The sequence below is a fragment of the Dolichospermum sp. LEGE 00240 genome (genome assembly GCF_015207875.1).
GTDB lineage: Bacteria > Cyanobacteriota > Cyanobacteriia > Cyanobacteriales > Nostocaceae > Dolichospermum > Dolichospermum gracile.
Genome location: NZ_JADEVZ010000021.1, coordinates 43,433 through 67,379, shown reverse-complemented (window position 1 = coordinate 67,379; position 23,947 = coordinate 43,433). Strand labels below are relative to the sequence as shown.

Genomic DNA, 23,947 nt, shown 5'->3' with positions numbered 1-23,947 from the left:
GAAGTAGGGGAAGTAGGGGGAGTAGGGGAAGTAGAGGGAGAAAGAATTTTCCCAATGACCAATGACCAATGACCAATGACCAATGACAAAATCTGATCCTAATCGAGTTTTACGGCGTTTACCCTTAGTTGTTGGGGGTTTAGGTGCTGTGCTTTTGTTAATGAATCGGTTGTTAACACCGCAACTGACAAACTCCCAAGCGCGAGGAGATGTGCTGGGGGTGATTTTGAGTGCGGTATTAATTTTAACTGGTTTAATTTGGCAACAGGTACAGCCACGCACACCGGAGACAGTAGAATTGATTGGGGAAGAGGGATTCTTTTTAGCAGCAGATTTACCAGAAGCTGCGAAAATAGAATTAGCCTGGGCATCGCGGTTATTATTAACTAATACTGTGACGCGATCGCTTATAGTTTACTATCAAGGTAAGGTTTTACTGCGTCGCGGTGTATTAGCTCCTAAATCGGAAGTAGTACCAGGAACAATCTTAAAAAAAGTATTAGAAACACAAAAGCCAATTTATCTAGTTGCTTTGTATGTCTATCCTGGTAAAATTGAATTTGATTATTTACCAGATAACACACAAGGTGTAATTTGTCAACCAATTGGCAAAGAAGGGGTTTTAATTTTAGCGGCAAATGCTCCCCGCAGTTACACTAAACAAGATGAAAACTGGATTGCGGGAATTGCCGATAAATTAGCTGTAACCCTTAGTAATGGGTAATGGGTAATTGGTAATTGGTAATTGGTGATAAAATCCATTTCTTCATCCTTTAATCCTGGATATCCTGATTCTGACAATAATTATGCAAATTATTTATTTACTCTTGGTAGCTGTAATGTTTGTGGGGATTATTGGTGCTGTAGTTCCAGCCATACCTGGAAGTAGTTTGATTTTAATATCTATTATTATTTGGGGAATTGTGAGTAATTCCTTTGCAGCTATTAAAATTCCCCTGATTGTGACAATCATTGTTTTAGTTCTGAGTACAGGAGTTGATTTCCTTGCCGGTTATATCGGAGCAAAACAAGCCGGTGCTAGTAAGTGGGGACAAATTGGCGCATTTGTGGGTTTGTTACTGGGATTTTTTGGATTACTACCAGCTTTACCTTTTGGTGGACCATTATTAGGAATTTTATTTGGACCACTGTTAGGTGCAATTGTGGGTGAGTTCCTTTATCAAAGACGATTATGGCCTGCGGTAAAAGCTGGGATAGGGATTACTGTGGGAACGGTTGTGGGGAATTTGATTCAAGGTGTTTTAGCTATCAGTGCGGTGATAGTATTTTTATTGACAACTTGGACACAGGTATATGGTGGTTAACTATTCGCCGTAAGTATCTGTTTATTTATTTACTTCCTGATTATCCCTTCTCACAAATTGTTGAAAATCTTCTATGGTTGGTTCTTCTAATTGATACTTTTCAGTAGTGTAATCCCCATAACCTATTTCAAATTGTTGAATAAAGCGTAACATTCCTACAACTCCTAAAGAGTCAATTAATGCTTTATATCCTTGTTGTCTAATTTCCGTTAGTTTCATCTGTTTCCTCCTGTAAAATGTTCATTAACCAAACAACGGGGTTTTCTGCTTTAATGGTAATCAAATCTGGATACTTTTTAGCTTTTCTTAATAATCTGTCATCAGTGGTTAAAAATATATCCAGATTATAGGTTTGACTAAAAGCTATGTGTAAAGCATCATAAAGTTTAAATCCTAGTTTAACTAAGTCTGAGGCTAATGATTCTATTGTGTCATTTGTATGCAGATAATTAGTAGCAATGGATAGGATAGCTTCCAGTTGTTCTTTTTTGAAAAGGTCTGAATTTTTGGCTATTTCAAATTGCAGTGCATCGCTGTTTACTAATGTCCATTTTTTTTGCTCGCATTGTTCTAAAATGGAGAGCATAGCTTCTGCTTCTATTTTAACTCTAGACTGTTGTAAGTCATCTAAGGAACGACATAAACAACAAATATCAGCATAAATTAAGTAGTTTTTACTCATCGTTTTCCACTTTCTTCAATTATCTGAATTTCTTCCTTTTCTAACCCATATAATTTATACACTATCTCATCTATCTCTCTTTCTAATTCTCTGGTATCTGCTTTCGGGTTTTGGCGTTTGATTTCTAGGATTTTATCTACAATTTCTGTAACACACGCATCCTGCGTGTCTGTAAGTTTGGGTATGGGAAATTCTTTGATGAAAATCTTACTTGGTTCATAAAAATCATTCTGTAATTTAGCTAATAGTTGAGTAAATAGCCACATAACTACACTCGAATTTAAAACACCTAATAAATACTTTGAATTGGTAGGTATTATAAATGCTTTTTGATTTGTATAATAGCTACTATTGTCCCAAGTGAATTCATTTCTTTTACATATATTAGGATAAACAATTTTAGTTTCTTCAAACTCCTTATAATAAGCAATATTATCCTGAATCTCGTACCATTGATAACTACCTGCTTTTCTACCTCCAGGTATTCCAGGAGTTAATCTTTCTCGAAATTGACTTAAATGATTTAAAATAGCAGGATATTTATTAATATTAATTCCGCGACGGGTAAAAATTAGCCATAAATCAGGATTATTGACCACCCATCTTTTTACATCCTTACCGCGTAAAAATGGTTTCAAAACCTCCTCAGATGAAGGATGTTCACTAATTAATCTATCTCTCGTTTCTCTATCAACAATAAATGCCTCATTAAACCCGGTTAAAACACCACGATAAAACCTGCCATTAACATATTCTCCTAATGGTGTTCCTGTTTTTTTTAACTTTTCTAATAACTGTAAAACAGTATTATCTTCTAATTGCCATCCTTGAGGTTTTAAGGCTTTTTGTTCAATGTAAAAACTGTCTGTATTTAAAACTTCGATAAAATTATCAATGGGTTTACCTATTTGCCAATTTAATACTTTTATTTTAGTATCAATATTTTGTTTTGGTGACACGCTAGAAGCGTGTGTTACTTTATCCATCTTTTGTGTTTGTGACACGCTGGAAGCGTGTGTTACAGTGATGATGATGCTAGGATAGGCTATAGCTGTAAATACAGGTGCATCTCCAAAGTCTATTAATTGTTTTAATTGAGTTTTCTTAACTAAAAATTCTCGTAACTTTTCCCCATATCCTGAACGAAAATATTTATTAGATGTAATATAAGTTAAAATTCCTTTGTCTTTTAAAAGTTTGATTGCTTGTTCAAAGAAGTAAACATATAAATCAGCAACTCCTGTAAAACAGCTATATTGTTGTTTTAAAATTGGTTTTAGTTCCTTAATTTTCTCTTGTCTTACATAAGGAGGATTACCAATACAAATATCGAAATAATCAACCCCAAACATCCATTCTGGATCAAAAAAGTTAGCTGATAAATTCTGATTATATAAATCCCATTCTGATAAATTTACAGCAATTTCATCAGGTAAACCTTGCTGTTTTAATAATTCACCAATTTCTTGTCTTAACTTTTTATCCTCTTCTCTACATTTTCTTTTTGTTTGAGGAGTTCTAGCTTTAAAATGACGTTTTCTTACTTCTGCTAATTGTTTTTCTTTATCCTTAATTTCTTCATTTCTTAAATCTAATTCTAATTGTAATTTCTGAGGTTTATTAATACTGACTAAAGAATTAGCAGCAACAAATTTAGTCTCAAGGTTAGGTAAGGGTAAAATCCCCCGATTGGGTTGATTATTATTCACCCTTTGGTCAACAATTAAGGAGATAAAAAAGCGTAACTTAGAAATTTGTACCGCTATCGGTTGAATATCTACCCCAAAAATACAATTTTCAATCAAGAATAACTTTCGGGCATAGTCCATCTCATTATTCTCAAATTCATATTCTATTTCTGCTAACCTTTCCTGTAACTTCTGTATCGCTTCTTCCCTTGCTTGTTCATAACTAATCTGTTTCGCTACCTGAATATCCTTTAATACAGGTGCTATGGCTTTTTCTTTCTGTTGCTGTTTCCATTTACTATTATTGGGGTCAAGTTTCCCTAAAATAAACACCAATTTCTGTAAAATTCCCATCGGAAACGCACCCGAACCACAAGCAATATCAATAATTTTTAGGTTATCAATGGCATTAATTAAACAGTCAACTTCATCATCATTAAATTGATGGGAGTCTTCAGTATATGATAGTAAATGAGTAAGGCGCGTAACACAATCATCTTGATTGTTAAATTGTGACAAGCTAGAAGCTTGTGCTACAGTAACACAATCATCTTGATTGTTAGATTGTGACAAGCTAGAAGCTTGTGCTACAGTAACACAATCATCTTGATTGTTAGATTGTGACAAGCTAGAAGCTTGTGCTACAGTAACACAATCATCTTGATTGTTAGATTGTGACAAGCTAGAAGCTTGTGCTACAGTAACACAATCATCTTGATTGTTAGATTGTGACAAGCTAGAAGCTTGTGCTACAGTAACACAATCATCTTGATTGTTAGATTGTGACAAGCTAGAAGCTTGTGCTACAGTAACACAATCATCTTGATTGTTAGATTGTGACAAGCTAGAAGCTTGTGCTACAGTAACATAATCATCTTGATTGTTAGATTGTGATAAGCTAGAAGCTTGTGCTACATTGGGGGCATGATTAGCTATATATATTTGGACTCTTTCTAAATGTTGAGCTGATCGCACAATTTGATCATAAGATTCTTTTTGCCACAATTGACCACGACGGTTAAGATATTTATTAATTTGATTAGCAGTAAAAGATTTCCAAGAATGGGTAATTTCTGATAATTTATGGTTGCCTAATGGTGTCACAATAACATGAACATGATTTGGCATGATCACCCATTCTCCTAAATGATAGCGATCGCCATCAAAATAAGTCAAGGCATCAGCTACAATTTTAGCAAGTTGAGGGTTTTTGAGATGACATTCTCCCATACCAGCATCTAACCATTTATCAACTCTTTGGGAAAAAAGACGATGATACTCCGCTTTTTCTGCTTCTGATAAAGGTTCAGGATGTTTTTTTTGCCAGTCTTCTTTTTCTTCTTGTAATAATTGCAGCTTTACTTGAGGAAGAGAGTCTGCTAAACGAAATGTGACAAAATAAGTTGCCCCATTTTGTTGCCAATGGGGAAGAAATCTCCTAGATACCGTAACACACCCATCTTGGGTGTTTTGGGCTGACAAGCTGGAATCTTGTGTTACTTTTTCTGACAAGCTGGAATCTTGTGTTACTTTTTCTGGCAAGCTGGAAGCTTGTGTTACAGGGAGGGAGTTTTGTAGATAAGCAATTAAGGACTCATCTACCATATAATTAACAATTTCTCTAGGAGTATAAAAAGACCCCGTTTGTTTCCTAGCTGTGGTTTCCGTTTCCGGGTTATATTCTGCTAATAAATTCTCAAATACTTTACCTAACAATTCCGGGTCTAATGCTATTTCTTCCTCAATGGGAGTATTTTCATCAATGGTAAATTTATAACGATTAAATATATTAATTAATCCCTGGACTTTATACTTTTTATTTTTAGTTCCATAGGCTTTGTTTAAATCAACATCAGTTGCTTCTCCAAAAAAGAGAATATTAGGAACATTTAAAACATTATCTTCTCTATCAGAAAAACCATCAATTCTAATTTTAGTTTTCTCTTTTCCTTTTGGAGAAGGTGCAGAAGCATCATCTTTATCTCTATCTAAACATTCAAATAATCCCCCGTTCAAAAAAGGAATATTACTACATAACCCTAAAAATTCATCAGCATTAGTAAAATAATCTTGGTAACGATAAACATTAGTTATTCCATAATGTCTATCTCTCCCACCCTTTTGCTGATTTTTGCCCCTAAACTTGCGGTTATCAGGCTTTTCATCGGTGTTCATTTCTGTATTTAGGGTAGCAAAAAAGAGATTCTGTAAGATGGCTTTATAATAGGTACTTTCCTCTGCTGCTAAACATTTCAGTAACTTTATTAGCTGGTGTTCATCAAATAAAGCATCAGGAACTAACCCCTTTTCTTTTAAGAACCAAACAAAAATCAACCGCGTAATTAATCTAATCACACTGGTAGCATTACGGAGAGATTCATCCGCTTCTCCCCCATCTGGAAATGTGACGGTTTGAGTTGCCCAAAAGTACCAATTAGATACTTCCTGAAAGAATTTATTATTAAGTTCCGAGGTGTTGAGAACTTTTTGCCAAGCTGTATGTAGTTGGTCAAAATTCTGGACATCCGGGAGAGAGGTTAAAGCTAAATCTGCTAATATTTCAATATGCGCCCGATGGGGAGAGTTAATATTAATATCTTTAATTAAAGTAATCTTTTCTAAGACATCTTTATCCCTATCTAACTTATTAGGACGACGATTAATTATTGATAAGGTAACATAATTCCCATACCGAAATAACACCATAATGGGAATATCTGACTGACGGTTAATTTCACGGGTAATTGTTGCCAGTTGACTACGAGAATAAGCAGGTTTTTGTAAGGTTAAACCAAGAAAAATATAAGATTTTAAATAATCTGTGTCAAAAGAAGGCTTAAATAATGTTCCCTGTCCATTTTGGGTAATCTCATCTTCTGTCACCTGAAATAAACAATTAACCGACTCCCACTCCTCTAATAACCCCTTATCTTCCCGAAAATTCTCCCATGCAAATGCTTCTAGCACCTCATTAGGGGTTTGGTTATCTAACGGGACTTCCCGTTGAGTTGAGTAACCCAAAGTTTCAAACAGATGCTTAATACCATCAGAGGTAGAAACTTGACTAAAGTTTTTTAATGCTTGTTCAATAGCAGATTTAAGGGTTTGTTGCATCATGTTCAATAATTAACCAGGTTATCAGTTCAAAGTCTGTGGTTTTTGTCACTTGTTGCTGTTTGAGAGGAGTAATACCCCCTTTCCCTGACTTAAAAAGATTTCTAGTGACACGGTTAGTAAATGTACGGGTGATAGAATCAACTGCTTTATCTAGTAGTTCCGTTTCTTTACTCATACTAGATCCATTACTGGTACGCTGGTTAAATAACTGACACAAATCTTTATATGGTTGGGGTTTTCCCGCACATAGGAGACGATACATCTCTAAAATTTGTTTAGGTTGGGCAAAGGTATAGCGAACATTGCCATCATCCCTGACATAGACCAAGAAATAAGGTTGTAGGGGGTTAACTTGTTCATTTCCTGATGTATTCCCCATCTGTTGTAGACAGAAAATAATCCCAGGTTTGATAACATCATACTCCTTCTGGCCAGGGGTAGGGACAATTCCATATAATCCTAATGGGGCATTTTCTAACAGTTCCCTATTTTTTTCCAAGTAATTTAATAAATCTATCCGAAAATCATCTAAACTAAATTCTGTTAAAGAAATGCTGTCATTAAAATCTTCAATGTCTAATACTTCATCTTTTAACCGTAGTAACTGTTCATCTCGATAACTCATTTCTTCGGTGAATAAGTTTTGTAATTCATCTACATTTAAAAGATTATCTTCCCCGGTGGCTGTAATATCAACTAAGGCCATTCTCGCCTCAACTCGATTTTTGAGATTAATATATTTATTTAAGTCTTCTGTTGGCCAAAAATTAACTAATTGCACTGTATGATTCAGGCTACCAATTCTATCAATGCGTCCAAACCGTTGAATAATTCTCACAGGATTCCAATGAATATCATAATTAACTAAATAATCACAATCTTGTAAGTTTTGACCTTCAGAAATACAGTCAGTAGCAATTAATAGATTAATTTCTCCCTCTTGAGGCATTGATTTTATCTTATCTCGTTGCTTGGCAAGAGGAGAAAAGTTCATTAAAATTTCCTCAAAGCGTGAACTACCAAAGGTTGTTTTATTACCACTATTACCTCCGGTTACTAAAGCTATATTGATATTTAATTCTGTTGTTAACCACGTTGCTAAAGCATCATATAAATATGTAGCTGTATCCGCAAAAGCTGTAAAGATGATGACTTTTTTATTTTCCTTACTTTGTTTATTAAGAGTGGGATGAGTAACTTTTTTCTCAATACATTCTTTTAATTTTGCTAATTTAGCATCTCTAAAAACATCTACATCTTTCGCTTGAATATATAACTTATGTAGTTGTCTTCTATCCCTTGCTAAATCAACTAACCATCTGTCAATGTCTAAATGTTTTAATTGATATTTTAGTTCTCTACCTACTTCAAAGGCAGCTTGTAATTCATCATCATCAGCATCTTCTATTTCATAATCTTCATTTTTGATATTTTCTGTTTGATATTGGTCAAATGTTTTAATTTTTGACTCTAACTGTTTAATTTTCTCAATGGTTCTCTCTAGGGTAATTCTAAATGAATAAACAGAACTTTCTAAACGTTTGAGAAAATTAACTTTCATCATGCCAATTAAGTAATTTTCTCGATTACTTTGAGTGAAGTTATTTTGGATAACTTTCCCTTCATACAAATCTTGATATTGTTCTAAAACATAATTGGAGGGTTTAAACAAAGATAATTGATAATCAGAAATTTGCTCATTAATATCATCATAATCTAAGAAGTTATCTTCTAAATCAACATGAGAAAACAAAGAAATAGGTTTCAGTCTCTCTGGGAAACCTCCTAATTTTTCAATTGCTTCTTGATAATACTTTTGAATATGTTTACGAGAACGGGCAATCGTTAATCCATCTAATAATGTAAAAAAGCTAGAATTTAAGTTTTCTAATAACTCATTACTAAAGTGTTGCTTTTTCTTGGACCAGAGTGTAAATTCTTTTTGGGCAGTGGTTAACGTTTGTTTGATACTGTCAATACCCAATGTTTGACTAAAAGCACTATCTTTATCTTCAACAATAAAATTAATCTGATTCCTTAGATCTTTTAAGTCTGTATTCACAGGAGTTGCTGATAGTAATAAGACTCTAGTAGGAATGCCTTTTTTTATAATGTCCTCCATCAGACGTTCATAGCGACTCTTTTTAATCACGTTTCCATCTTCATCTCGTTTCCCTTTGGTATTATTCCGAAAGTTATGAGATTCATCAATCACCACTAAATCATAATTACTCCAATTTAAGGTTTCTAAATTAATGTCCCCTGAATATCCCGCATCTCTACTCAAATCTGTATGAGACAAGACTGTATAGTTAAATCTGTCTTCCACTAAAATATTTAATTCACTATTATTAGCGGCATGGTAAATTGTCCAATTACTTCTTAATTTTTTAGGACATAATACTAAGACTTTATAATTCAATAGCTCAAAATATTTAATAATGGCTAAAGCTTCAAAGGTTTTTCCTAAACCCACACTATCAGCGATAATACAGCCATTATATTCCATGATTTTATTAATCGCACCTTTGACCCCATCTTTCTGAAAATCAAATAATAAGTCCCAAATCTTGGTATCAGTTAAGTGACGTTGTTTAGTGAGTAAATCACTGGCTGCTTGTTGGTCTAAGAATCGTTTAAATAAATGAAACAGTGTTTTATAATAAATAAACTCAGGGGCATTATCCTGATAAAGTTGATTGAGATAAGTAATTACTTCATTCTTGACATCTTGTACCAGGGTTTGATTATTCCATAACTCTGCGAACCATAACTGTAAATCTTGTCTGTCCCTTTCACTATCAACGATTAAATTTAACTCAATATTACTATTGGACTTAGCTAATCCTAATCCCTTTAAGGTAAAATTCGAGCTACCTAAAATGGCAGTTTTCACCCCATTATTATCAATGTGGTACATTTTGCCATGCAGTAAGTTAATTTGTTTAATTGAGCAAATATTGACCTTTTTTTGTATCCATTCTTGGCATTCCCGAGCTAATTTACTCTGTTTGAGGCGATCGCTTAGTTGAATACCAGTATCTTCAATTTTAAAAGCTTTTTGATCAGTATTAGTGCCGATGGCTTGAATAAATCGAGGTTCTCCAAACAGGAAATCTAAGTTATCAATAGACGATAATTCCTGTTTTAAAGCTTCAAAGGCATAAATCGTAAAATAAGCAGAGACGATAGATAATTTAGAACCTGGTTCAATCTTATCTTTAAGAAAATCTCCAACTGTACCCCGGTCATGATTGTCTCGAATACCAGACTGAAACACAGAAAGCTGATGATCTGACATAGTGGTTGATGGTTGAGAAAAAATTAAAATTGCTTTTCTCTTAGTGTTCCCTGATTTAACCTTTAACTTTCAATGAAAATGTAAATGAGAATAAATATTCAGCATGATAACTCCTGGAAACGATCTATCAAAATTTTTATATCAATCAAAAATCAGGATATTTAATAGAATTAGGCGAGCAGTTGCGCTTTATATAGTAAACGCAACTACTAAATTAGACTAACTGTAAACCAGCTTTTGCTTCTTTGGAAATAGCTTCTACTTCATCATTCACCAAAGTTTCTAGAATAGATTTAGCTTCATCACTATTCAAACGAATTAAGGCTTGCACAACTCTGTAACGCACTTGCCAATCTGAGTTAGTGCTGTATGGAACTAGGAGAGGAACTGCTTTTGGATCTCCCAATTCACCAAAGGAACTAATAGCCGCAGTTTGAATTAAACCATTATCGGATGCGATCGCTTGGGTAAGTAATTCAAAGGCTCGTGGATCTCCTAATTCTCCCAATGTGGCAATAATGCTAAACTGGACTAGCCATTCTGGTGTTTCCTGGTAAAGCTTTTGTAAATCATCAAAAGCGTCATGCAATTTTAGCGCACCTAAACAGTCTGCGGCGGCGGCTTGGACATCTGCTTCAGGATCATGTAGTAAACTCCGTAGAATAGTCAAGGATAAGGATAAATCCTGTGTTCCCAGGGTATCCATTTGACTGACAGCAGCATAACGGACACGCGCACTTTTATCCTGAATAGCAATTTGGACTAATTCTAAAGCGATTTGTGGTTCTAGATCCCGAATTTGGTTAACTGCACGCAAGCGATCGCCTAAATTGTCAGAACGCAGTAACTCTTTTATACTATCAGCAGATACACTCATTTAATTATCCTAAATTTTGAAAATGGTAATTGGTAATTGGTAATTGGTAATTAGTAGTTAGTTACTTTCTTCCAAGTCCCCAGTCCCCAATCCCTACTCAGCAGCCATAGTGCGAACAATATCACCACGAGTTAGAATACCAATGACCTTACCCGCACTGTCAAGGACTGGGAGACGGTGAACCTTGTGATCTTGGATTAATTTTGCCGCTTCTCTTAATGGTTTATCAGGAGAAATAGTCAGGGGATTTTTACTCATCACTTCCCCTACGGTTTGTCCTAAAGCTTTATGTAAATCTCGTTCATACGCACCAGGATTTTGTAAATAAATCACACTATCCAAAATCATAATATATGCAGGAGGAGTCACACCAGTTTCTTGCCACATCAAGTCTGTTTCGGAGATAATTCCCACTAATTTACCTGCGTCATCAACTACAGGTAAACCGCTAATTCGTTTTTCTGCCAAAATTTGGATAGCTTCTTTTAAGGGAGTTTGAGGATGGACGAGGATAGGATCACGACTCATCACTTCAGCAACAGTTTTAGACATTTTCTTAACTTGCACCATTTATAAAAGTCTTTTTCACCATTGTAGAAAATTATCGGTGATAAATAAATCCTGTTAATAGATTGTTACTTTTCATCTTAAAAATCAATGTTGTTTTTGATGAAAAGGCACTTTTGTTAATGCCACTGTAATTGAGGATATGAACTTAAATATTCTCCCCAGAAGTTGACCAAATTATTAATTCACCTTGTTCACCACCGGCGGCTAATAATTGTCCTTGGGGATGCCAAGATAGAGTAGAAACCCCGGCTTCAGTGTCAGTAAAAATCTGTGAAACTTCCTTGTTTTCATTCCACAAACATAGCCAACCGTCAGCACCAGCAGAAGCAAGCATAAAACTTTGGGGTGCAAAAGCGATCGCATTAATAATATCCAGATGATTAGTTAATACTTGCGCCTCCCAGCCTACAGATTCATCTACCGACTTTTCCCATGCTACTATGCCATCAACGCTAGAAACAGCCAAAATCGGCGCATCTGTGGGAGTTTTTATCTCTGACCAGGCTAGATGGCGAATTTTCCCTGGAAAACCCCGCATCACCCAAGGATCAGGATGTTCCCATTGTAAAACAGTCAGAGTCCGATCCATATTTCCAGATGCTAAATACTTACCATCATCAGACCAAGCCATTGCTGTACTGACAGTAGACAGAGGAAGAATAAATGGTTCATCATCCCAATCTTGACTAGACCAAATTTTTATGCCTTTATATCCGTTAATAGCCAAATATTTGCCATCTTTACGCCAATCAATTCCCAAAATAGAGGAATCATTAAAATTGAGAGTAGCCACAACTTTTGATGTATCTGCATCCCAAATTTGCACATAACGACCCAAACTAAAAGCTAATTGGTTATCGGTATGACTCCATGCTAATTGGTCAACCCAAATCGGGGCATTTTCTAAAGTGCTAATTAATTTATCTTCCCACCAAATTTTCACATTTCCATCTTGTCCACCAATAGCTAAATATTTACCATCATGGGAAAAGGCCAAACAATTTACTGCTTTATCTGTCGCTGTTTGTAAATTAGTTAATTCACCATTTTTCCATAAAACAACTTCTCCAGCAGCCGAACTAGCTGCAAGTATTTCACCGTCAGCAGACCAAGCTAAAGCGGTGACATAATCTGCAAGTTTTGTGGAATAATGTTGTGCAAATTCTGGAGATTTACTATTTGTTAAGCTCATAGTTTTGATATTTTATTTTTACAGTAATTCGCCAAACCTGTAGGGGCGGGGTTTCCCCGCCCTCAATTGTATTAATTGTCGAGGAAATTGGGGTTCTAATTCAATTTGTCATCTATCTAACTCATACAGGCAAAAAAGTCTGTCTTTAATTGGGCTTCATCCAAATTTCTACCAATAAATACAAGTTCATTTTTGCGAGTTTCATTGACTTTCCAAGGTCTATCTGCTTTACCATCAAATATCATGTGTACACCTTGGAAAACAAAGCGATTATCTTCATTTTCAATATTTAAAATTCCTTTCATTCTGAAAATATCTAGACCTTGATTTCTGAGTAATTCTGTCATCCAGGCATTTAATTTTTCACCATTGATCGTCCCTTCTGATACTATGGCTACAGAATAGACGCTTTCATCATGAACGTGAGCATCTTCTCCTAAGAAATTAGGATCAATTTCTAAAGCATGATCTAAATCAAATGCTTGGACTCCCAATAAAGCTGACATTGCTAATTCAGAATTATGGGTGCGGTAGATTTTTGCCATTGCATTCATTGAGCGGATACGAGTTTCTAATTCATCTAAAACTTCCGGTGTTACCAAATCAGTTTTATTCAACAAAATTACATCAGCAAAAGCAATTTGTTCTTGAGCTTCGTCAGCTTCCCAATGTTGCCAAATATGTTTGGAATCAACAACTGTGACTACCGCATCTAATGACAACTGACTTTGTAAATCTTCATCAACAAAAAACGTTTGAATTACAGGTGCAGGATCTGCTAAACCGGTGGTTTCAATTACTAAATGATCAAATTTATCTCGGCGTTTCATTAAATTGCCAATAATGCGAATTAAATCACCGCGAACTGTACAACAAATACAGCCATTATTCATTTCAAAGATCTCTTCATCTGCATCAATTACCAATTGATTATCAATACCTACCTCGCCAAACTCGTTCACAATAACGGCAACTTTTTTACCGTGTTCGTAGGTAAGAATATGATTTAATAATGTAGTCTTACCCGCGCCTAAATAGCCAGTCAAAACGGTTACTGGTACTGAATTGAATGTTTCTAAAGTCATCATAGTTTATCCGTTTACTTATTTTAGGAACAGAGTATTAACGCAAGACAGAATACAAAAAGGTTACAGGGTAAGTTTTGCAGTTATCCGCCGTCTTGTAGTGTCCAAATAATAGCTTAGAAGTCAGAAAGATTGAATGTCAAGGGAAAAATGTTTAGCTCTTAGGTACTTGTTATGGCAAATTACCAGTTGCTAAAAGGGAACGGGGAAAATAGAGATTATATTGCATTATTTTCAATATAATTCATTATTCATCAACTTTCAACCAGAAAAGTAACGAATAATTTATTCTTTATACTTCTTTTCCATAGCTAAATATTGCGGCATATTCATCAATTCTTGAAAATCCTGAAAATTCATCAAACCAGATAAATTATCGGTCCTTCCCTGTTTCTTTAAATGACGAAAACAAACACTCATTACCTCACTTACAGCCATCAATGCAGTCAGAGGAAAAAAGACAATTGTAAAACCCAAATTCTGCAATTCAGTGGGAGAAATAGCCGGAGTTTTCCCACCTTCCACAATATTTGCTACCAATGGCACATCAGGAAAAGCAGCGGCTATAATTTCCAACTCTGTCACAGATTGGGGAGCTTCCACAAACAAGACATCTGCACCAGCATTGATGTATGATTGACCACGAGCAATGGCTTCCTCCAACCCCAAAGGCGCACGGGCATCAGTTCGGGCTATAATGACCAAACCACTATCACCACGCGCTTCCACCGCAGCCCGGATTTTTCCCGCCTGTTCAGTCATGGAAATTACCCGTTTACCTGCAAAATGTCCGCATTTCTTCGGCCATTCTTGGTCTTCTAAAATTATCCCAGCTACACCCAACCGCACTGCATCTTTAACAGTCCGCATCACATTTAAAGCATTACCGTAACCCGTATCACAATCAGCAATTAAAGGTATATTAATTGACTGAGCTATTCTCCCGACAGTATAGAAATTTTCTGTAGCGGTGAGAAAACCATAGTCAGGTAAACCCAAAGTAGAAGCAGCAATCCCAAAACCACTGGTAGCAGCGACATCAAAACCCGCCTTTTCTACCAATTTTGCACTCAAACAGTCATAAACACCAGGAATAACGATAATTTCCGTGCGTGTCAGTAATTCACGCAGTTTTTGAGCAGCAGACATACAAATAACTCTAAATGGACTATTTTGAGAATACAATAAATACTGTATTTATAGTATTTCTTCCTTTGCGCCTTTGCGCCTTTGCGAGAGATAAAATTTAAATTAATCACAAATGAGTAAACCAATAGAAGTCCGCAACCCCCGCACAGGTAAATTTGATTATGTCATCCTTCCTCCACCACCAAAATTACTTTCCCAACAATGTCACCGTTTGCGGAGAGGACAAATTATCTGGCAAAAATTAGGAATTGAAGGCAGAATTGCCGCTTTAAAAGCATGGAAACAAGCTATATTATCAGACCGGACACAATTAATAGAAGCTTTGGTTAGTGATACTGGAAGATTATCAACATCAGTGACAGAAGTAGATTCTTTTATTTCTAGTATTGATAAATGGTGTAATTTAGCTCCACAATTAATACAAGGGACAGCAAAAAATACATCTATTCCTTTTATTGCTTTACAACAAATGGCTGTTCCTTATCCTCTAATTGGCGTAATTAGTCCTTGGAATTTCCCCCTATTGTTATCTACAATTGATACAATTCCAGCCTTACTAGCGGGTTGTGCTGTAATAGTTAAACCCAGTGAAATCACTCCCCGTTTTGTTGCTCCTTTGATGACTACAATTAATACAATTCCTCAATTGCGTGAGGTTTTAAATTTTGTTGAAGGAGCAGGACAAACAGGAGCAGATTTAATAGAAGATGTAGATTTAATTTGTTTTACAGGTAGTGTGGAAACTGGGCGGTTAGTGGCAGAATCGGCAGCCCAAAAATTTATTCCTGCTTTCTTAGAATTAGGAGGAAAAGACCCAGCTATTGTTTTAGAATCAGCAGATTTAGATTTAGCAACCTCAGCAATTTTATGGGGTTCTGTTGTGAATTCTGGACAATCCTGTTTATCAATTGAAAGAATTTATGTTGCTGAATCTATCTTTGAAGAATTTTATCATCAATTAGTAACTAAAGCTCATGAATTGAAATTGGCATACCCAACTATTGAAAGTGGTGAAATTGGTCCAATTATTTGTGAAAAACAAGCAACTATTATTAATGATCATCTGCAAGATGCTGTTTCTAAAGGTGCAGTAATTCACTGTGGTGGTAAAGTAGAAGAATTAGGTGGAGGTTGGTGGTGTCGTCCTACGGTTATGACTGAAGTTGACCATTCTATGAAAGTAATGACTGAAGAAACATTTGGTCCAATTATGCCGATTATGCCTTTTGCTAATATAGAAGAAGCGATAAATTTAGCTAATGATTCTATTTATGGATTAAGTGCTGCTATATTTTCTGAATCAGAAGAGTTAGCATTAGAAATTGGTATGCAAATAGATGTAGGTGCTATTAGTATTAATGATGCAGGTTTAACAGCTATAATGCACGAAGGAGAGAAAAACTCCTTTAAATTTTCTGGTCTGGGAGGTTCACGTATGGGTAAAGCTGCCTTTAAACGCTTTATGCGAAAAAAAGCCTTTTTGATTAAAACTAACACTGATAAAGACCCTTGGTGGTTTAATAATGAAGATTAGGGATATAGAGATTAGTTAAAAGTTTTTACCAATTACCAATTACCAATCGTATTCAAGGTAAAGCTTGGGAAGTTGACGATTCCAGCGTTATTCTATGGTTTGGTTATAAACAATTTCCAGATTTATACTTATATGAAATGATTCAGATTAGTCCTGACAATAATCATTGCGCCCGCACTTGGCACTGGTTTAAAAATCATCAAATTTACCAACGAATATTAATTCAATAAGAAAGGGTAAAATAGTAATTCTGTGGTTGATTTCCCATTTATTAAGGTAAAAAAATGACCAAAAGTGACAAAATTAACTTTTCTACTCCTAGCGGTTTTCCTGAATTTTTACCTAGCGAAAAGCGTCTAGAAGTATGTTTACTAGATATTATTCGTCAGGTTTTTGAAAGTTATGGTTTTACACCCATTGAAACCCCAGCAGTAGAAAGATTAGAAGTCCTACAAGCTAAAGGTAATCAAGGTGACAATATTATTTATGGTATTGAGCCAATTTTACCACCAAATCGCCAAGCAGAAAAGGATAAATCTGGAGAAACTGGTTCAGAAGCTAGAGCTTTAAAATTTGATCAAACTGTTCCTCTTGCTGCGTATATTGCCCGTCACTTAAATGAATTAACTTTTCCTTTTGCTCGTTATCAAACGGACATGGTATTTCGGGGTGAACGGGCAAAAGATGGACGGTTTCGGCAGTTTCGACAATGTGATATTGATGTAGTTGCTCGTGGTAAACTGAGTTTACTTTATGATGCCCAAATGCCGGCAATTATCACGGAAATTTTTGAAAAGATTAATATTGGTGATTTTGTCATTCGTATTAATAACCGCAAAATTCTCACAGGTTTTTTTCAATCAGTAGGAGTTGCTGAAGACCAAATTAAAACCTGTATTAGTGTTATTGATAACTTGGAAAAAATTGGTGAAGCTAAAGTTAAACAAGAGTTAGAAAAAGAAGGTATTTCCTCAGAACAAACGGGAAAAATTATTGAGTTTGTGAAAATTGATGGCAGCATTGATGATATTTTAGATAAACTCAAACACCTGGCTGAAAGTTTGCCAGATGTAGAACAATTTAATGTAGGGGTTACTGAATTAGAAACTGTAATTAATGGAGTGAGAAATTTAGGAATTGCTGATAAACGTTTCTGTATTGATTTATCTATTGCTCGTGGTTTAAATTATTATACTGGAACTGTTTACGAAACTACTTTATTAGGTCATGCAGCTTTGGGGAGTATTTGTTCTGGTGGTAGGTACGAAGAATTGGTGGGAATGTTTATCGGGGAAAAAATGCCCGGTGTGGGTATTTCTATTGGTTTAACTCGGTTAATTAGCCGGTTATTAAAAGCGGGTATTCTGACTACTTTATCTGCCACGCCTACCCAAGTTGTAGTAGTAAATATGCAAGAGGATTTAATGCCTGTTTATTTACAAGTATCTCAACAGTTACGGCAAGGGGGAATTAATGTTGTGACTAACTTTGAAAAACGCCCTTTAGGTAAACAATTTCAAGCCGCATATAAGCAAGGAATTAGATTTTGTGTAATTATTGGTGAGGAAGAAGCAGCAGCGCAAAAATCATCATTGAAGGATTTACAAAGTGGTGAACAAATAGAAGTAGCTTTGGCAGATTTGGTAGAGGAAATTAAACGCAGACTGGCATAATTTGGCATCATTTTAATTACCACGCCAACAGCGTGGTAATTTATCAAAAAAGTCAAAAATTAGGAATACATAGATGACTACACAATCAGAACGCACCTTAAATGTTGCTAATCAGGCATTTGGGTATTTTGTACAAGGTTTAGAAACTGGTAATTGGCAAGCATTTTTAGATATGCTGGCAGATGATTTTACCTTTTGGTTTCCTATGGGAAAATTTCACGGTTTAAATGTAGGTAAAAAACGAGCAAAGGAGTTTTTTGAATATGTTTCTGAGTCCTTCCAACTAGGAATTAAGATTACCTCTTTAGACAGTATTACTAGCAATGAAAAAACAGTGATTTTTGAATTTCGGGATGAAGGTAACTTATTTGGTAATCCTTATAAAAATCGAGTTGCAGTTGCCTTTGATATTCGAGATAATCAAGTTTGTGCCTATCGGGAATACTTTGGTAGTGATGGTAAATCCTATTAATAAGAGACAAAACAGCACAAAATCATAAAATTCATTAATTCATCCACGTTTATCTGCGGTTAATTATTCTTGACATCTTACATTTTTGTCTTCCTTTGCGCCTTTGTGTGAGATTTTAAAATGTAGTTAATTTATCTATAGGACTCCTATTTGATTTTTGATAGCTTGCGTGGCGTAGCCATACGGAACTCGGTACACCTTTATATTCTCGAATCCTCTTGCCTCTTGCCTTCCTACGTAGGAAAATATGGCTAACGCCACGCTTCGCTATCAGGAATCAAATCGGATTCCTATATGTGAACCGAATAAAATAATTACCGTTCCCAAAAGGGAAATTATCACACCTGATAAATCCCATCCATTCGGTTTTACTCCTTCAAATAGCCATAACCACAGCAAAGATGAAAGGATATAAATTCCCCCATAGGCAGCATAAACTCTACTAGGATTATCGGCATCTACTTTAGTGAGGGACACAGCAAAGACGATCAAAGCGAAAATTCCCGGAATTACCCAAAAGATGCTTTTTCCTCATCTTAACCATGTCCAAAAACTGTAGCAACCGGAGATTTCTGCAAATGCAGCAATTAGGAGGAAAATCAGACTGGATATGTTCACGCTGGAACTACAAACTTTTCACTTCCAGCTAAATCAAAAGCTGAGTGAATAACTTGTAATGCTTTGACACCTTCATCCTGTCCGACAACACAACTAATTTTAATTTCTGAAGTGGCTATCATTTGAATGTTGATGTGATTTTTAGCTAAAGCTGTGAACATTTTGGCGGCTATACCTGGTTGTCCTACCATACCAGAACCGACAATACTAACTTTAGCGATCGCCTGATCTAATACTACCTCACCCCAATCAAACTCTTTGGCAACTGCTTTTAATTTCTGTTGAGCATTTTCTGCATCCATTCTCGCCACAGTAAAGGCAATATCCCTTCCGGGAACACCATTTACGATTCGACACCGTTGGGATTGAATAATCATATCCACACTGATGTTATGTTGCGCTAAAAATCCAAACAATTTGGCAGCCATACCCGGATGATTTGGTACTTGCCGAATCGCAATTCGGGCTTGGTTTATGTCTAAAGCGACACCACGCACCGCAGGGGATTGAGTCGCAGCACAGGAGAGGGAAGTAGAAGAAGAGTTGATTTCAAAAGTATGACACAAAGCAGCTATAGCGCGATCGCAATCCCCAATATCCACAACACAACTCACCTTAACTTCACTGGTAGAAATCATCTGAATATTCACACCAGCTTCCGCCAAAGTTGTAAACATCTGCGCTGCTACCCCCGGACGACCAATCATTCCCGCTCCCACAATACTCACCTTGGCAGTATCTTTCTCTACCATCACTTCCGCTTCATCAGAACTATGCTGATTTTTAAATATCGGTGCTATAGCCAAGGATACTGCTTCTGCCCGTTTTAATATTGAAGTATTTACTGTAAAAGCAATGTCATTAGTATTACCTTCATGAATAGACTGAATAATTAAATCCACATCAACATTTTCCTGGGAAATTTGCCCAAATAACTGGGCGGCTATCCCTGGTCTATCAGGAACACGCAATAAAGCCACCTTAGCCTGTTGAATATCAAACTCCACAGCATCCACTGGCCGTGCCAATTCTAAATTTACTAACGCCCGATCTTGCCTTGACGGCGTTGTTACCCAAGTTCCGGGCTGATCCGTCCAACTTGAGCGCACCACCAGGGGAACGCCATAATTACGGGCAATTTCCACAGCCCGGGGATGTAATACCTTCGCCCCTAAACTAGCCAATTCCAGCATTTCATCACTCGTGATTTCTGTCAATAATTGGGCTTCAGGAACAAGACGCGGATCTGTAGTTAAAATTCCCGGAACATCTGTATAAATTTCACAAAAATCTGCCCCGATAGCAGCGGCTATGGCAACGGCGGAAGTATCAGAACCACCACGTCCCAAAGTAGTAATTTCTAATGCTTCTGTACTGCTAATTCCTTGAAATCCGGCAATCACAACCACTTTACCGCTATTAATTTGCCGCATTAAGCGTTCAGTTTCAATATGTAAAATCCGAGCGCGGCTGTGTTCTGCTTCGGTAACAATCCCTACCTGAGCGCCAGTCATCGAAATTGCTGGTTGACCAATTTCCTGCAATGCCATACTCAGTAAAGCAATGGTAACTTGCTCTCCTGTGGAAAGCAGCATATCCATTTCCCGACGACTAGGAGTTTTAGAGATGTCATTAGCTAGTTTAACTAATCCATCAGTAGTTTTACCCATTGCCGAAACCACTACTACAACAGAGTTGCCAGCTTTGACAGTTTTTTCAACCCGCGTCGCCACAGCTTGAATCCGTTCGACTGAACCAACAGATGTACCACCGTATTTTTGAACTATAAGCGCCATAAAATTCTCTTTAATCACTTGTTTTGCCACAGTTAGGGTGTCACGACTATGAAAAACCCTAAAAGTGCCAGTTTAGATTACCAAAAAAAATACACCCGTTAGCAATCTCGGACTTTAATTTTGGTAGAGTCGAGGGGGAATATTATTTGCCGCCCCTCTCTTTTAGATCCGTGCGTACCCGTTTCCGTGTACACGGCTCCCGATGTTCTTAACTTTCGCTTTTGCTGATATGAATATAATCGTGGCAGCTTTCGTGAATTGCTAGAAGGTTTTTAGCTTAATCAGCAGAAGCCCCACGTCTCACTCTTAGGAGCGTGGGATGAATGCGCGTGAGTTGAGTTGCGTAGCCCAAATTGTATTTGAGCGTAGCGAAAACAAAGAAGGCTACAGCGACGAAACGAACAAAATATTGATTTTATGTTATTATAAAAAAGTAGGTGTAGTCCAATTAAATGCAGAAATGCAGCCTACAAAACAAAAAACAAATCTCAAAACCAAAGAACCGTGGGGCGCACGGTCTTAAAGCTCAGTTAATGTCCTCATAGAGGAGTCACTGAGAAGCCCACACTCACCTGAAAGGGAGTGTGTGGAGTACGTCACTTTTCCAGTTTTGGTGGTTTCCATCAAAATGATGTAAATGTACCTTCTCGTCACTAAGCATTTTTAGCCCACAATGACCACATTTATGGTTTTGCCGTTTGAGGGCTTTAGAGGTGTGATTGTCATATAGCTTGCTGTTGCGTTCGCTCCAGTAAGTTAAGTCTCCGTCATAGGGTGATTTTTCACCTTTGACATTGAAGTATTTGTTTTCGGAGTGAGAAACTGCTGGGAATGCCTGCTGGATACCGTGATTCAGCTAACAACGAATCGCACAATCACAGTCAATCCTCAATCTCTCAACCTGCAACAGCTACAATGAGAATTGTTGTGATGTTCTCTATTAGCTAAAGTGTCAGACCCTTTACCATTGCGCGAGCATTATCTCGCTTTAATTAACGATATTATCGAAACCACTCTCAAGGGTAAAATTAGCTCTGTAGAGCAGGTTTATCAAATGCTGCTCAAAGGTATCACTTCCGGGACTGGGGAGGTGTTTGAATTAGTTTTGAGCGATCGCCTCAATATCATACAATCTCAGGTAGACTCGGAAACCGATGAACTGAAAAAAGCCAAAGCTACCCGGAGTTTACGCGCGGCTAAAACCATCCAAACTCAATGGCAACGGTGGCAAGAACAAAATAAAGCCACTGAAGCGATATCCCTATCTATGCGGGAAATTACCACAGCCACCGCAGATGAGCGATTAACGGCTTTACTACGAGCTACTGATCCCAATTTGAAGTATCCCTTAAATTTGTCCCAACTTCAACAGTTAGCCAAATCTTTACAACAATTTGCCAGTGCTAATCAAGATTTTCAGGAAATTGCTGACGGGATTAATCGTGGTATCGCTTCTTGGCAAAGAATCCAAGCAAATTTACTGAATTGGATGTATGAACCCAAAAGTTCTCTAGGATTTGGTGGTATACCTGGAGAAAATAGTCCTTGGGCAAGTTGGGCTAAAGTAGTTAATAGTGAAGTTCCCCAAGCATTTTTTCAGATTCTCGCAAAAGAACAATCAGCCCTAGAATTTGCTCAACAACAACAGCAAATTAGTTTGAGTAACTGGGTAGAATTAACAATAGTTTTACAGTCTTTGCAAAGGGGTTTAATTAATTGGTTTGATTCCTACGGAGCGCTTCGGAATCAACAAGCTTATGATATTCAAGCAGGTCCTAAATTATCTATTTCCACATTTTTAACCTTTGCCGTAATTTGGAGTCAATTAGCTAGTGGTTTTCAAAATCAAGCCATAATCTATAGCAATGGTGCATCCCAAATCATGCTGCAAATTTTGCGAACCTTTGCCCAACGTCCTTATTTTCCTCTCTACGGTGGGATTTTTGCCTCATTTTCCGGTAGTTATTTACGGGATGCTTTAGATTATTTAGATGCCCCCTTGCGTTCTGCCGAAGGTACTCAAGAAAAAGCCCGGATTTTGACATTATTGGGGTATTCTCAGCGCGGTTTGGGCAGATATAATCGCTCTCTTGATTTTCATCAACAAGCCGTAGAAATAGCTAGAACTGCCGGAGATAAAGCCTGTGAAATCGCCAATCTCAATCACCTAAGTCGGACTTGTGTACAACAAGAAAATTATGGTGAAGCCATTAATTATAGTCAACGGGCATTAATTTTTAGTAGACAAACAGGAGACAAAACTGGAGAAGCTAATGCTTTGGTAAATTTAGGTTATAGCGAAGTTATGCAAGCCAAGCAAACAGAAATTAGTGAACCAGAAGTTTATGAATCTGCGATTAATTATCTAGAACAAGGTTTAAAATTAGCAGAAAAATTAAACGATTTACAAAGTCAAGCTTTATGTTTTAGTAGTCTAGGAATTGCTTATTTAGTAACTGCACAATATCCCACAGCAATTAAATATTTAGAAAATGCCTTTAAAATTGCCCAAATTTCTGGCGATTTGTATTTACAAGGTCGTAATTTAGCCTATTTAGCTGAAGCTAATTATATGATGGCTAATTACGAAAAATCAGTTTACTCTGGTAGTTTAGGAATGTATCTTTTAGAGCAAATCGCCTCTGATGAATGGCGACAACCCGCTGCCTTATTGACAATTATTAGAGGACAAATGGGTATAGACAAATTTCAATTATTACTCCAACAAAATCGCCAGAATATGATTGCTATTATTGGTGTTGATGGCTATGATTACATTCCTACGTTGCTAGTAAAATATCAAGAAGATATGTAATTTGATGTTAATAAAATTGTAGGTTGGGTTAAGCGACAGCGCAACCCAACAAA

At 36.5% G+C, this 23,947-nt stretch carries 18 protein-coding genes and 2 pseudogenes; 8 read left to right on the top strand and 12 right to left on the bottom strand.

Annotated features, from left to right (window positions below):
• Positions 1 to 82 precede the first annotated feature (82 nt).
• Both IQ226_RS09485 and IQ226_RS09480 read left to right on the top strand, forming a co-directional pair.
• The gene (locus IQ226_RS09485; protein WP_193894829.1) at positions 83 to 724 is read left to right on the top strand and encodes a cofactor assembly of complex C subunit B; all 642 of its coding nucleotides are present in this window, start codon (positions 83 to 85) and stop codon (positions 722 to 724) included.
• 82 nt (positions 725 to 806) lie between these two features.
• Positions 807 to 1,325: a DUF456 domain-containing protein gene (locus tag IQ226_RS09480; protein WP_193894828.1), complete on the top strand. Its 519-nt coding sequence runs from the start codon at positions 807 to 809 to the stop codon at positions 1,323 to 1,325.
• Between the two features lie 21 nt (positions 1,326 to 1,346).
• Here the strand turns inward: IQ226_RS09480 and IQ226_RS09475 are convergent, their stop codons facing one another.
• From IQ226_RS09475 to IQ226_RS09435, 9 genes are all read right to left on the bottom strand, one after another.
• Positions 1,347 to 1,544 carry a hypothetical protein gene (locus IQ226_RS09475; RefSeq protein ID WP_193894826.1) on the bottom strand — a complete coding sequence of 66 codons (198 nt, stop codon included), beginning with the start codon at positions 1,542 to 1,544 and terminating at the stop codon, positions 1,347 to 1,349.
• Positions 1,525 to 2,007: a PIN domain-containing protein gene (locus IQ226_RS09470; RefSeq protein WP_193894823.1), complete on the bottom strand. Its 483-nt coding sequence runs from the start codon at positions 2,005 to 2,007 to the stop codon at positions 1,525 to 1,527. Before IQ226_RS09470 ends, IQ226_RS09475 begins: the two co-directional genes overlap by 20 nt.
• Positions 2,004 to 6,812, bottom strand: a complete 4,809-nt coding sequence (locus tag IQ226_RS25060; RefSeq protein ID WP_228039338.1) for a TaqI-like C-terminal specificity domain-containing protein — start codon at positions 6,810 to 6,812, stop codon at positions 2,004 to 2,006. The genes IQ226_RS09470 and IQ226_RS25060 overlap by 4 nt, the downstream gene beginning before the upstream one ends.
• The gene (locus IQ226_RS09460) at positions 6,793 to 10,113 is read right to left on the bottom strand and encodes a helicase-related protein (RefSeq protein WP_193894821.1); all 3,321 of its coding nucleotides are present in this window, start codon (positions 10,111 to 10,113) and stop codon (positions 6,793 to 6,795) included. The genes IQ226_RS25060 and IQ226_RS09460 overlap by 20 nt, the downstream gene beginning before the upstream one ends.
• A gap of 214 nt (positions 10,114 to 10,327) precedes the next feature.
• Positions 10,328 to 10,990 (bottom strand): phycobilisome degradation protein NblB, encoded by a 663-nt coding sequence (gene nblB, locus IQ226_RS09455; protein ID WP_193894819.1) that lies wholly within the window; start codon positions 10,988 to 10,990, stop codon positions 10,328 to 10,330.
• 93 nt (positions 10,991 to 11,083) lie between these two features.
• Positions 11,084 to 11,542, bottom strand: coding sequence for a CBS domain-containing protein (locus IQ226_RS09450; protein ID WP_193894817.1), 459 nt, complete (start codon positions 11,540 to 11,542; stop codon positions 11,084 to 11,086).
• Between the two features lie 163 nt (positions 11,543 to 11,705).
• Positions 11,706 to 12,752 carry a WD40 repeat domain-containing protein gene (locus tag IQ226_RS09445; RefSeq protein WP_193894815.1) on the bottom strand — a complete coding sequence of 349 codons (1,047 nt, stop codon included), beginning with the start codon at positions 12,750 to 12,752 and terminating at the stop codon, positions 11,706 to 11,708.
• 116 nt (positions 12,753 to 12,868) lie between these two features.
• Positions 12,869 to 13,840 carry a GTP-binding protein gene (locus IQ226_RS09440; RefSeq protein WP_193894813.1) on the bottom strand — a complete coding sequence of 324 codons (972 nt, stop codon included), beginning with the start codon at positions 13,838 to 13,840 and terminating at the stop codon, positions 12,869 to 12,871.
• A 282-nt stretch (positions 13,841 to 14,122) separates the two neighbouring features.
• Positions 14,123 to 14,986: an oxaloacetate decarboxylase gene (locus IQ226_RS09435; RefSeq protein ID WP_193894811.1), complete on the bottom strand. Its 864-nt coding sequence runs from the start codon at positions 14,984 to 14,986 to the stop codon at positions 14,123 to 14,125.
• Positions 14,987 to 15,098: 112 nt separating this feature from the next.
• On the opposite strand from IQ226_RS09435, the gene IQ226_RS09430 reads away from it, so the two are divergent.
• From IQ226_RS09430 to IQ226_RS09420, 4 genes and pseudogenes are all read left to right on the top strand, one after another.
• The gene (locus IQ226_RS09430; protein ID WP_193894809.1) at positions 15,099 to 16,520 is read left to right on the top strand and encodes an aldehyde dehydrogenase family protein; all 1,422 of its coding nucleotides are present in this window, start codon (positions 15,099 to 15,101) and stop codon (positions 16,518 to 16,520) included.
• Between the two features lie 41 nt (positions 16,521 to 16,561).
• Positions 16,562 to 16,750: pseudogene (locus tag IQ226_RS25055) on the top strand (DUF3598 domain-containing protein); the annotation flags it as partial.
• A 54-nt stretch (positions 16,751 to 16,804) separates the two neighbouring features.
• Entirely contained in the window at positions 16,805 to 18,193 is a 1,389-nt protein-coding gene (gene hisS / locus IQ226_RS09425; RefSeq protein ID WP_193894807.1) for a histidine--tRNA ligase, read from the top strand.
• A gap of 73 nt (positions 18,194 to 18,266) precedes the next feature.
• Positions 18,267 to 18,665 carry a nuclear transport factor 2 family protein gene (locus IQ226_RS09420; protein ID WP_193894805.1) on the top strand — a complete coding sequence of 133 codons (399 nt, stop codon included), beginning with the start codon at positions 18,267 to 18,269 and terminating at the stop codon, positions 18,663 to 18,665.
• Between the two features lie 270 nt (positions 18,666 to 18,935).
• Here IQ226_RS09420 and IQ226_RS25050 read toward each other — a convergent pair whose 3' ends face one another.
• Entirely contained in the window at positions 18,936 to 19,187 is a 252-nt protein-coding gene (locus IQ226_RS25050) for a hypothetical protein (RefSeq protein ID WP_370567115.1), read from the bottom strand.
• 92 nt (positions 19,188 to 19,279) lie between these two features.
• Positions 19,280 to 21,079 (bottom strand): aspartate kinase, encoded by a 1,800-nt coding sequence (locus IQ226_RS09410; RefSeq protein WP_193894803.1) that lies wholly within the window; start codon positions 21,077 to 21,079, stop codon positions 19,280 to 19,282.
• A gap of 319 nt (positions 21,080 to 21,398) precedes the next feature.
• Between IQ226_RS09410 and IQ226_RS09405 the strand changes: the two genes are divergently transcribed.
• Positions 21,399 to 21,602, top strand: a complete 204-nt coding sequence (locus IQ226_RS09405; RefSeq protein WP_039204838.1) for a hypothetical protein — start codon at positions 21,399 to 21,401, stop codon at positions 21,600 to 21,602.
• 45 nt (positions 21,603 to 21,647) lie between these two features.
• On the opposite strand, the pseudogene IQ226_RS25045 reads toward IQ226_RS09405, so the two are convergent.
• Positions 21,648 to 21,923, bottom strand: a pseudogene (locus IQ226_RS25045) (RNA-dependent DNA polymerase); the annotation flags it as partial.
• 105 nt (positions 21,924 to 22,028) lie between these two features.
• Here IQ226_RS25045 and IQ226_RS09400 point away from each other — a divergent pair.
• The gene (locus IQ226_RS09400) at positions 22,029 to 23,894 is read left to right on the top strand and encodes a tetratricopeptide repeat protein (protein ID WP_193894801.1); all 1,866 of its coding nucleotides are present in this window, start codon (positions 22,029 to 22,031) and stop codon (positions 23,892 to 23,894) included.
• Positions 23,895 to 23,947 lie beyond the last annotated feature (53 nt).

Bases quoted from the DNA above. Each gene is read 5' to 3' on its own strand.
- IQ226_RS09470 (WP_193894823.1), bottom strand. From the start codon at position 2,007: ATGAGTAAAAACTACTTAATTTATGCTGATATTTGTTGTTTATGTCGT.
- IQ226_RS09420 (WP_193894805.1), top strand. From the start codon at position 18,267: ATGACTACACAATCAGAACGCACCTTAAATGTTGCTAATCAGGCATTT.
- IQ226_RS09405 (WP_039204838.1), top strand. From the start codon at position 21,399: ATGAATGCGCGTGAGTTGAGTTGCGTAGCCCAAATTGTATTTGAGCGT.
- IQ226_RS09410 (WP_193894803.1), bottom strand. From the start codon at position 21,079: ATGGCGCTTATAGTTCAAAAATACGGTGGTACATCTGTTGGTTCAGTC.
- hisS (WP_193894807.1), top strand. From the start codon at position 16,805: ATGACCAAAAGTGACAAAATTAACTTTTCTACTCCTAGCGGTTTTCCT.
- IQ226_RS09480 (WP_193894828.1), top strand. From the start codon at position 807: ATGCAAATTATTTATTTACTCTTGGTAGCTGTAATGTTTGTGGGGATT.
- IQ226_RS09460 (WP_193894821.1), bottom strand. From the start codon at position 10,113: ATGTCAGATCATCAGCTTTCTGTGTTTCAGTCTGGTATTCGAGACAAT.
- IQ226_RS09435 (WP_193894811.1), bottom strand. From the start codon at position 14,986: ATGTCTGCTGCTCAAAAACTGCGTGAATTACTGACACGCACGGAAATT.
- IQ226_RS09475 (WP_193894826.1), bottom strand. From the start codon at position 1,544: ATGAAACTAACGGAAATTAGACAACAAGGATATAAAGCATTAATTGAC.
- IQ226_RS09445 (WP_193894815.1), bottom strand. From the start codon at position 12,752: ATGAGCTTAACAAATAGTAAATCTCCAGAATTTGCACAACATTATTCC.
- IQ226_RS09440 (WP_193894813.1), bottom strand. From the start codon at position 13,840: ATGATGACTTTAGAAACATTCAATTCAGTACCAGTAACCGTTTTGACT.
- IQ226_RS09450 (WP_193894817.1), bottom strand. From the start codon at position 11,542: ATGTCTAAAACTGTTGCTGAAGTGATGAGTCGTGATCCTATCCTCGTC.
- IQ226_RS09430 (WP_193894809.1), top strand. From the start codon at position 15,099: ATGAGTAAACCAATAGAAGTCCGCAACCCCCGCACAGGTAAATTTGAT.
- IQ226_RS09485 (WP_193894829.1), top strand. From the start codon at position 83: ATGACAAAATCTGATCCTAATCGAGTTTTACGGCGTTTACCCTTAGTT.
- IQ226_RS25060 (WP_228039338.1), bottom strand. From the start codon at position 6,812: ATGATGCAACAAACCCTTAAATCTGCTATTGAACAAGCATTAAAAAAC.
- nblB (WP_193894819.1), bottom strand. From the start codon at position 10,990: ATGAGTGTATCTGCTGATAGTATAAAAGAGTTACTGCGTTCTGACAAT.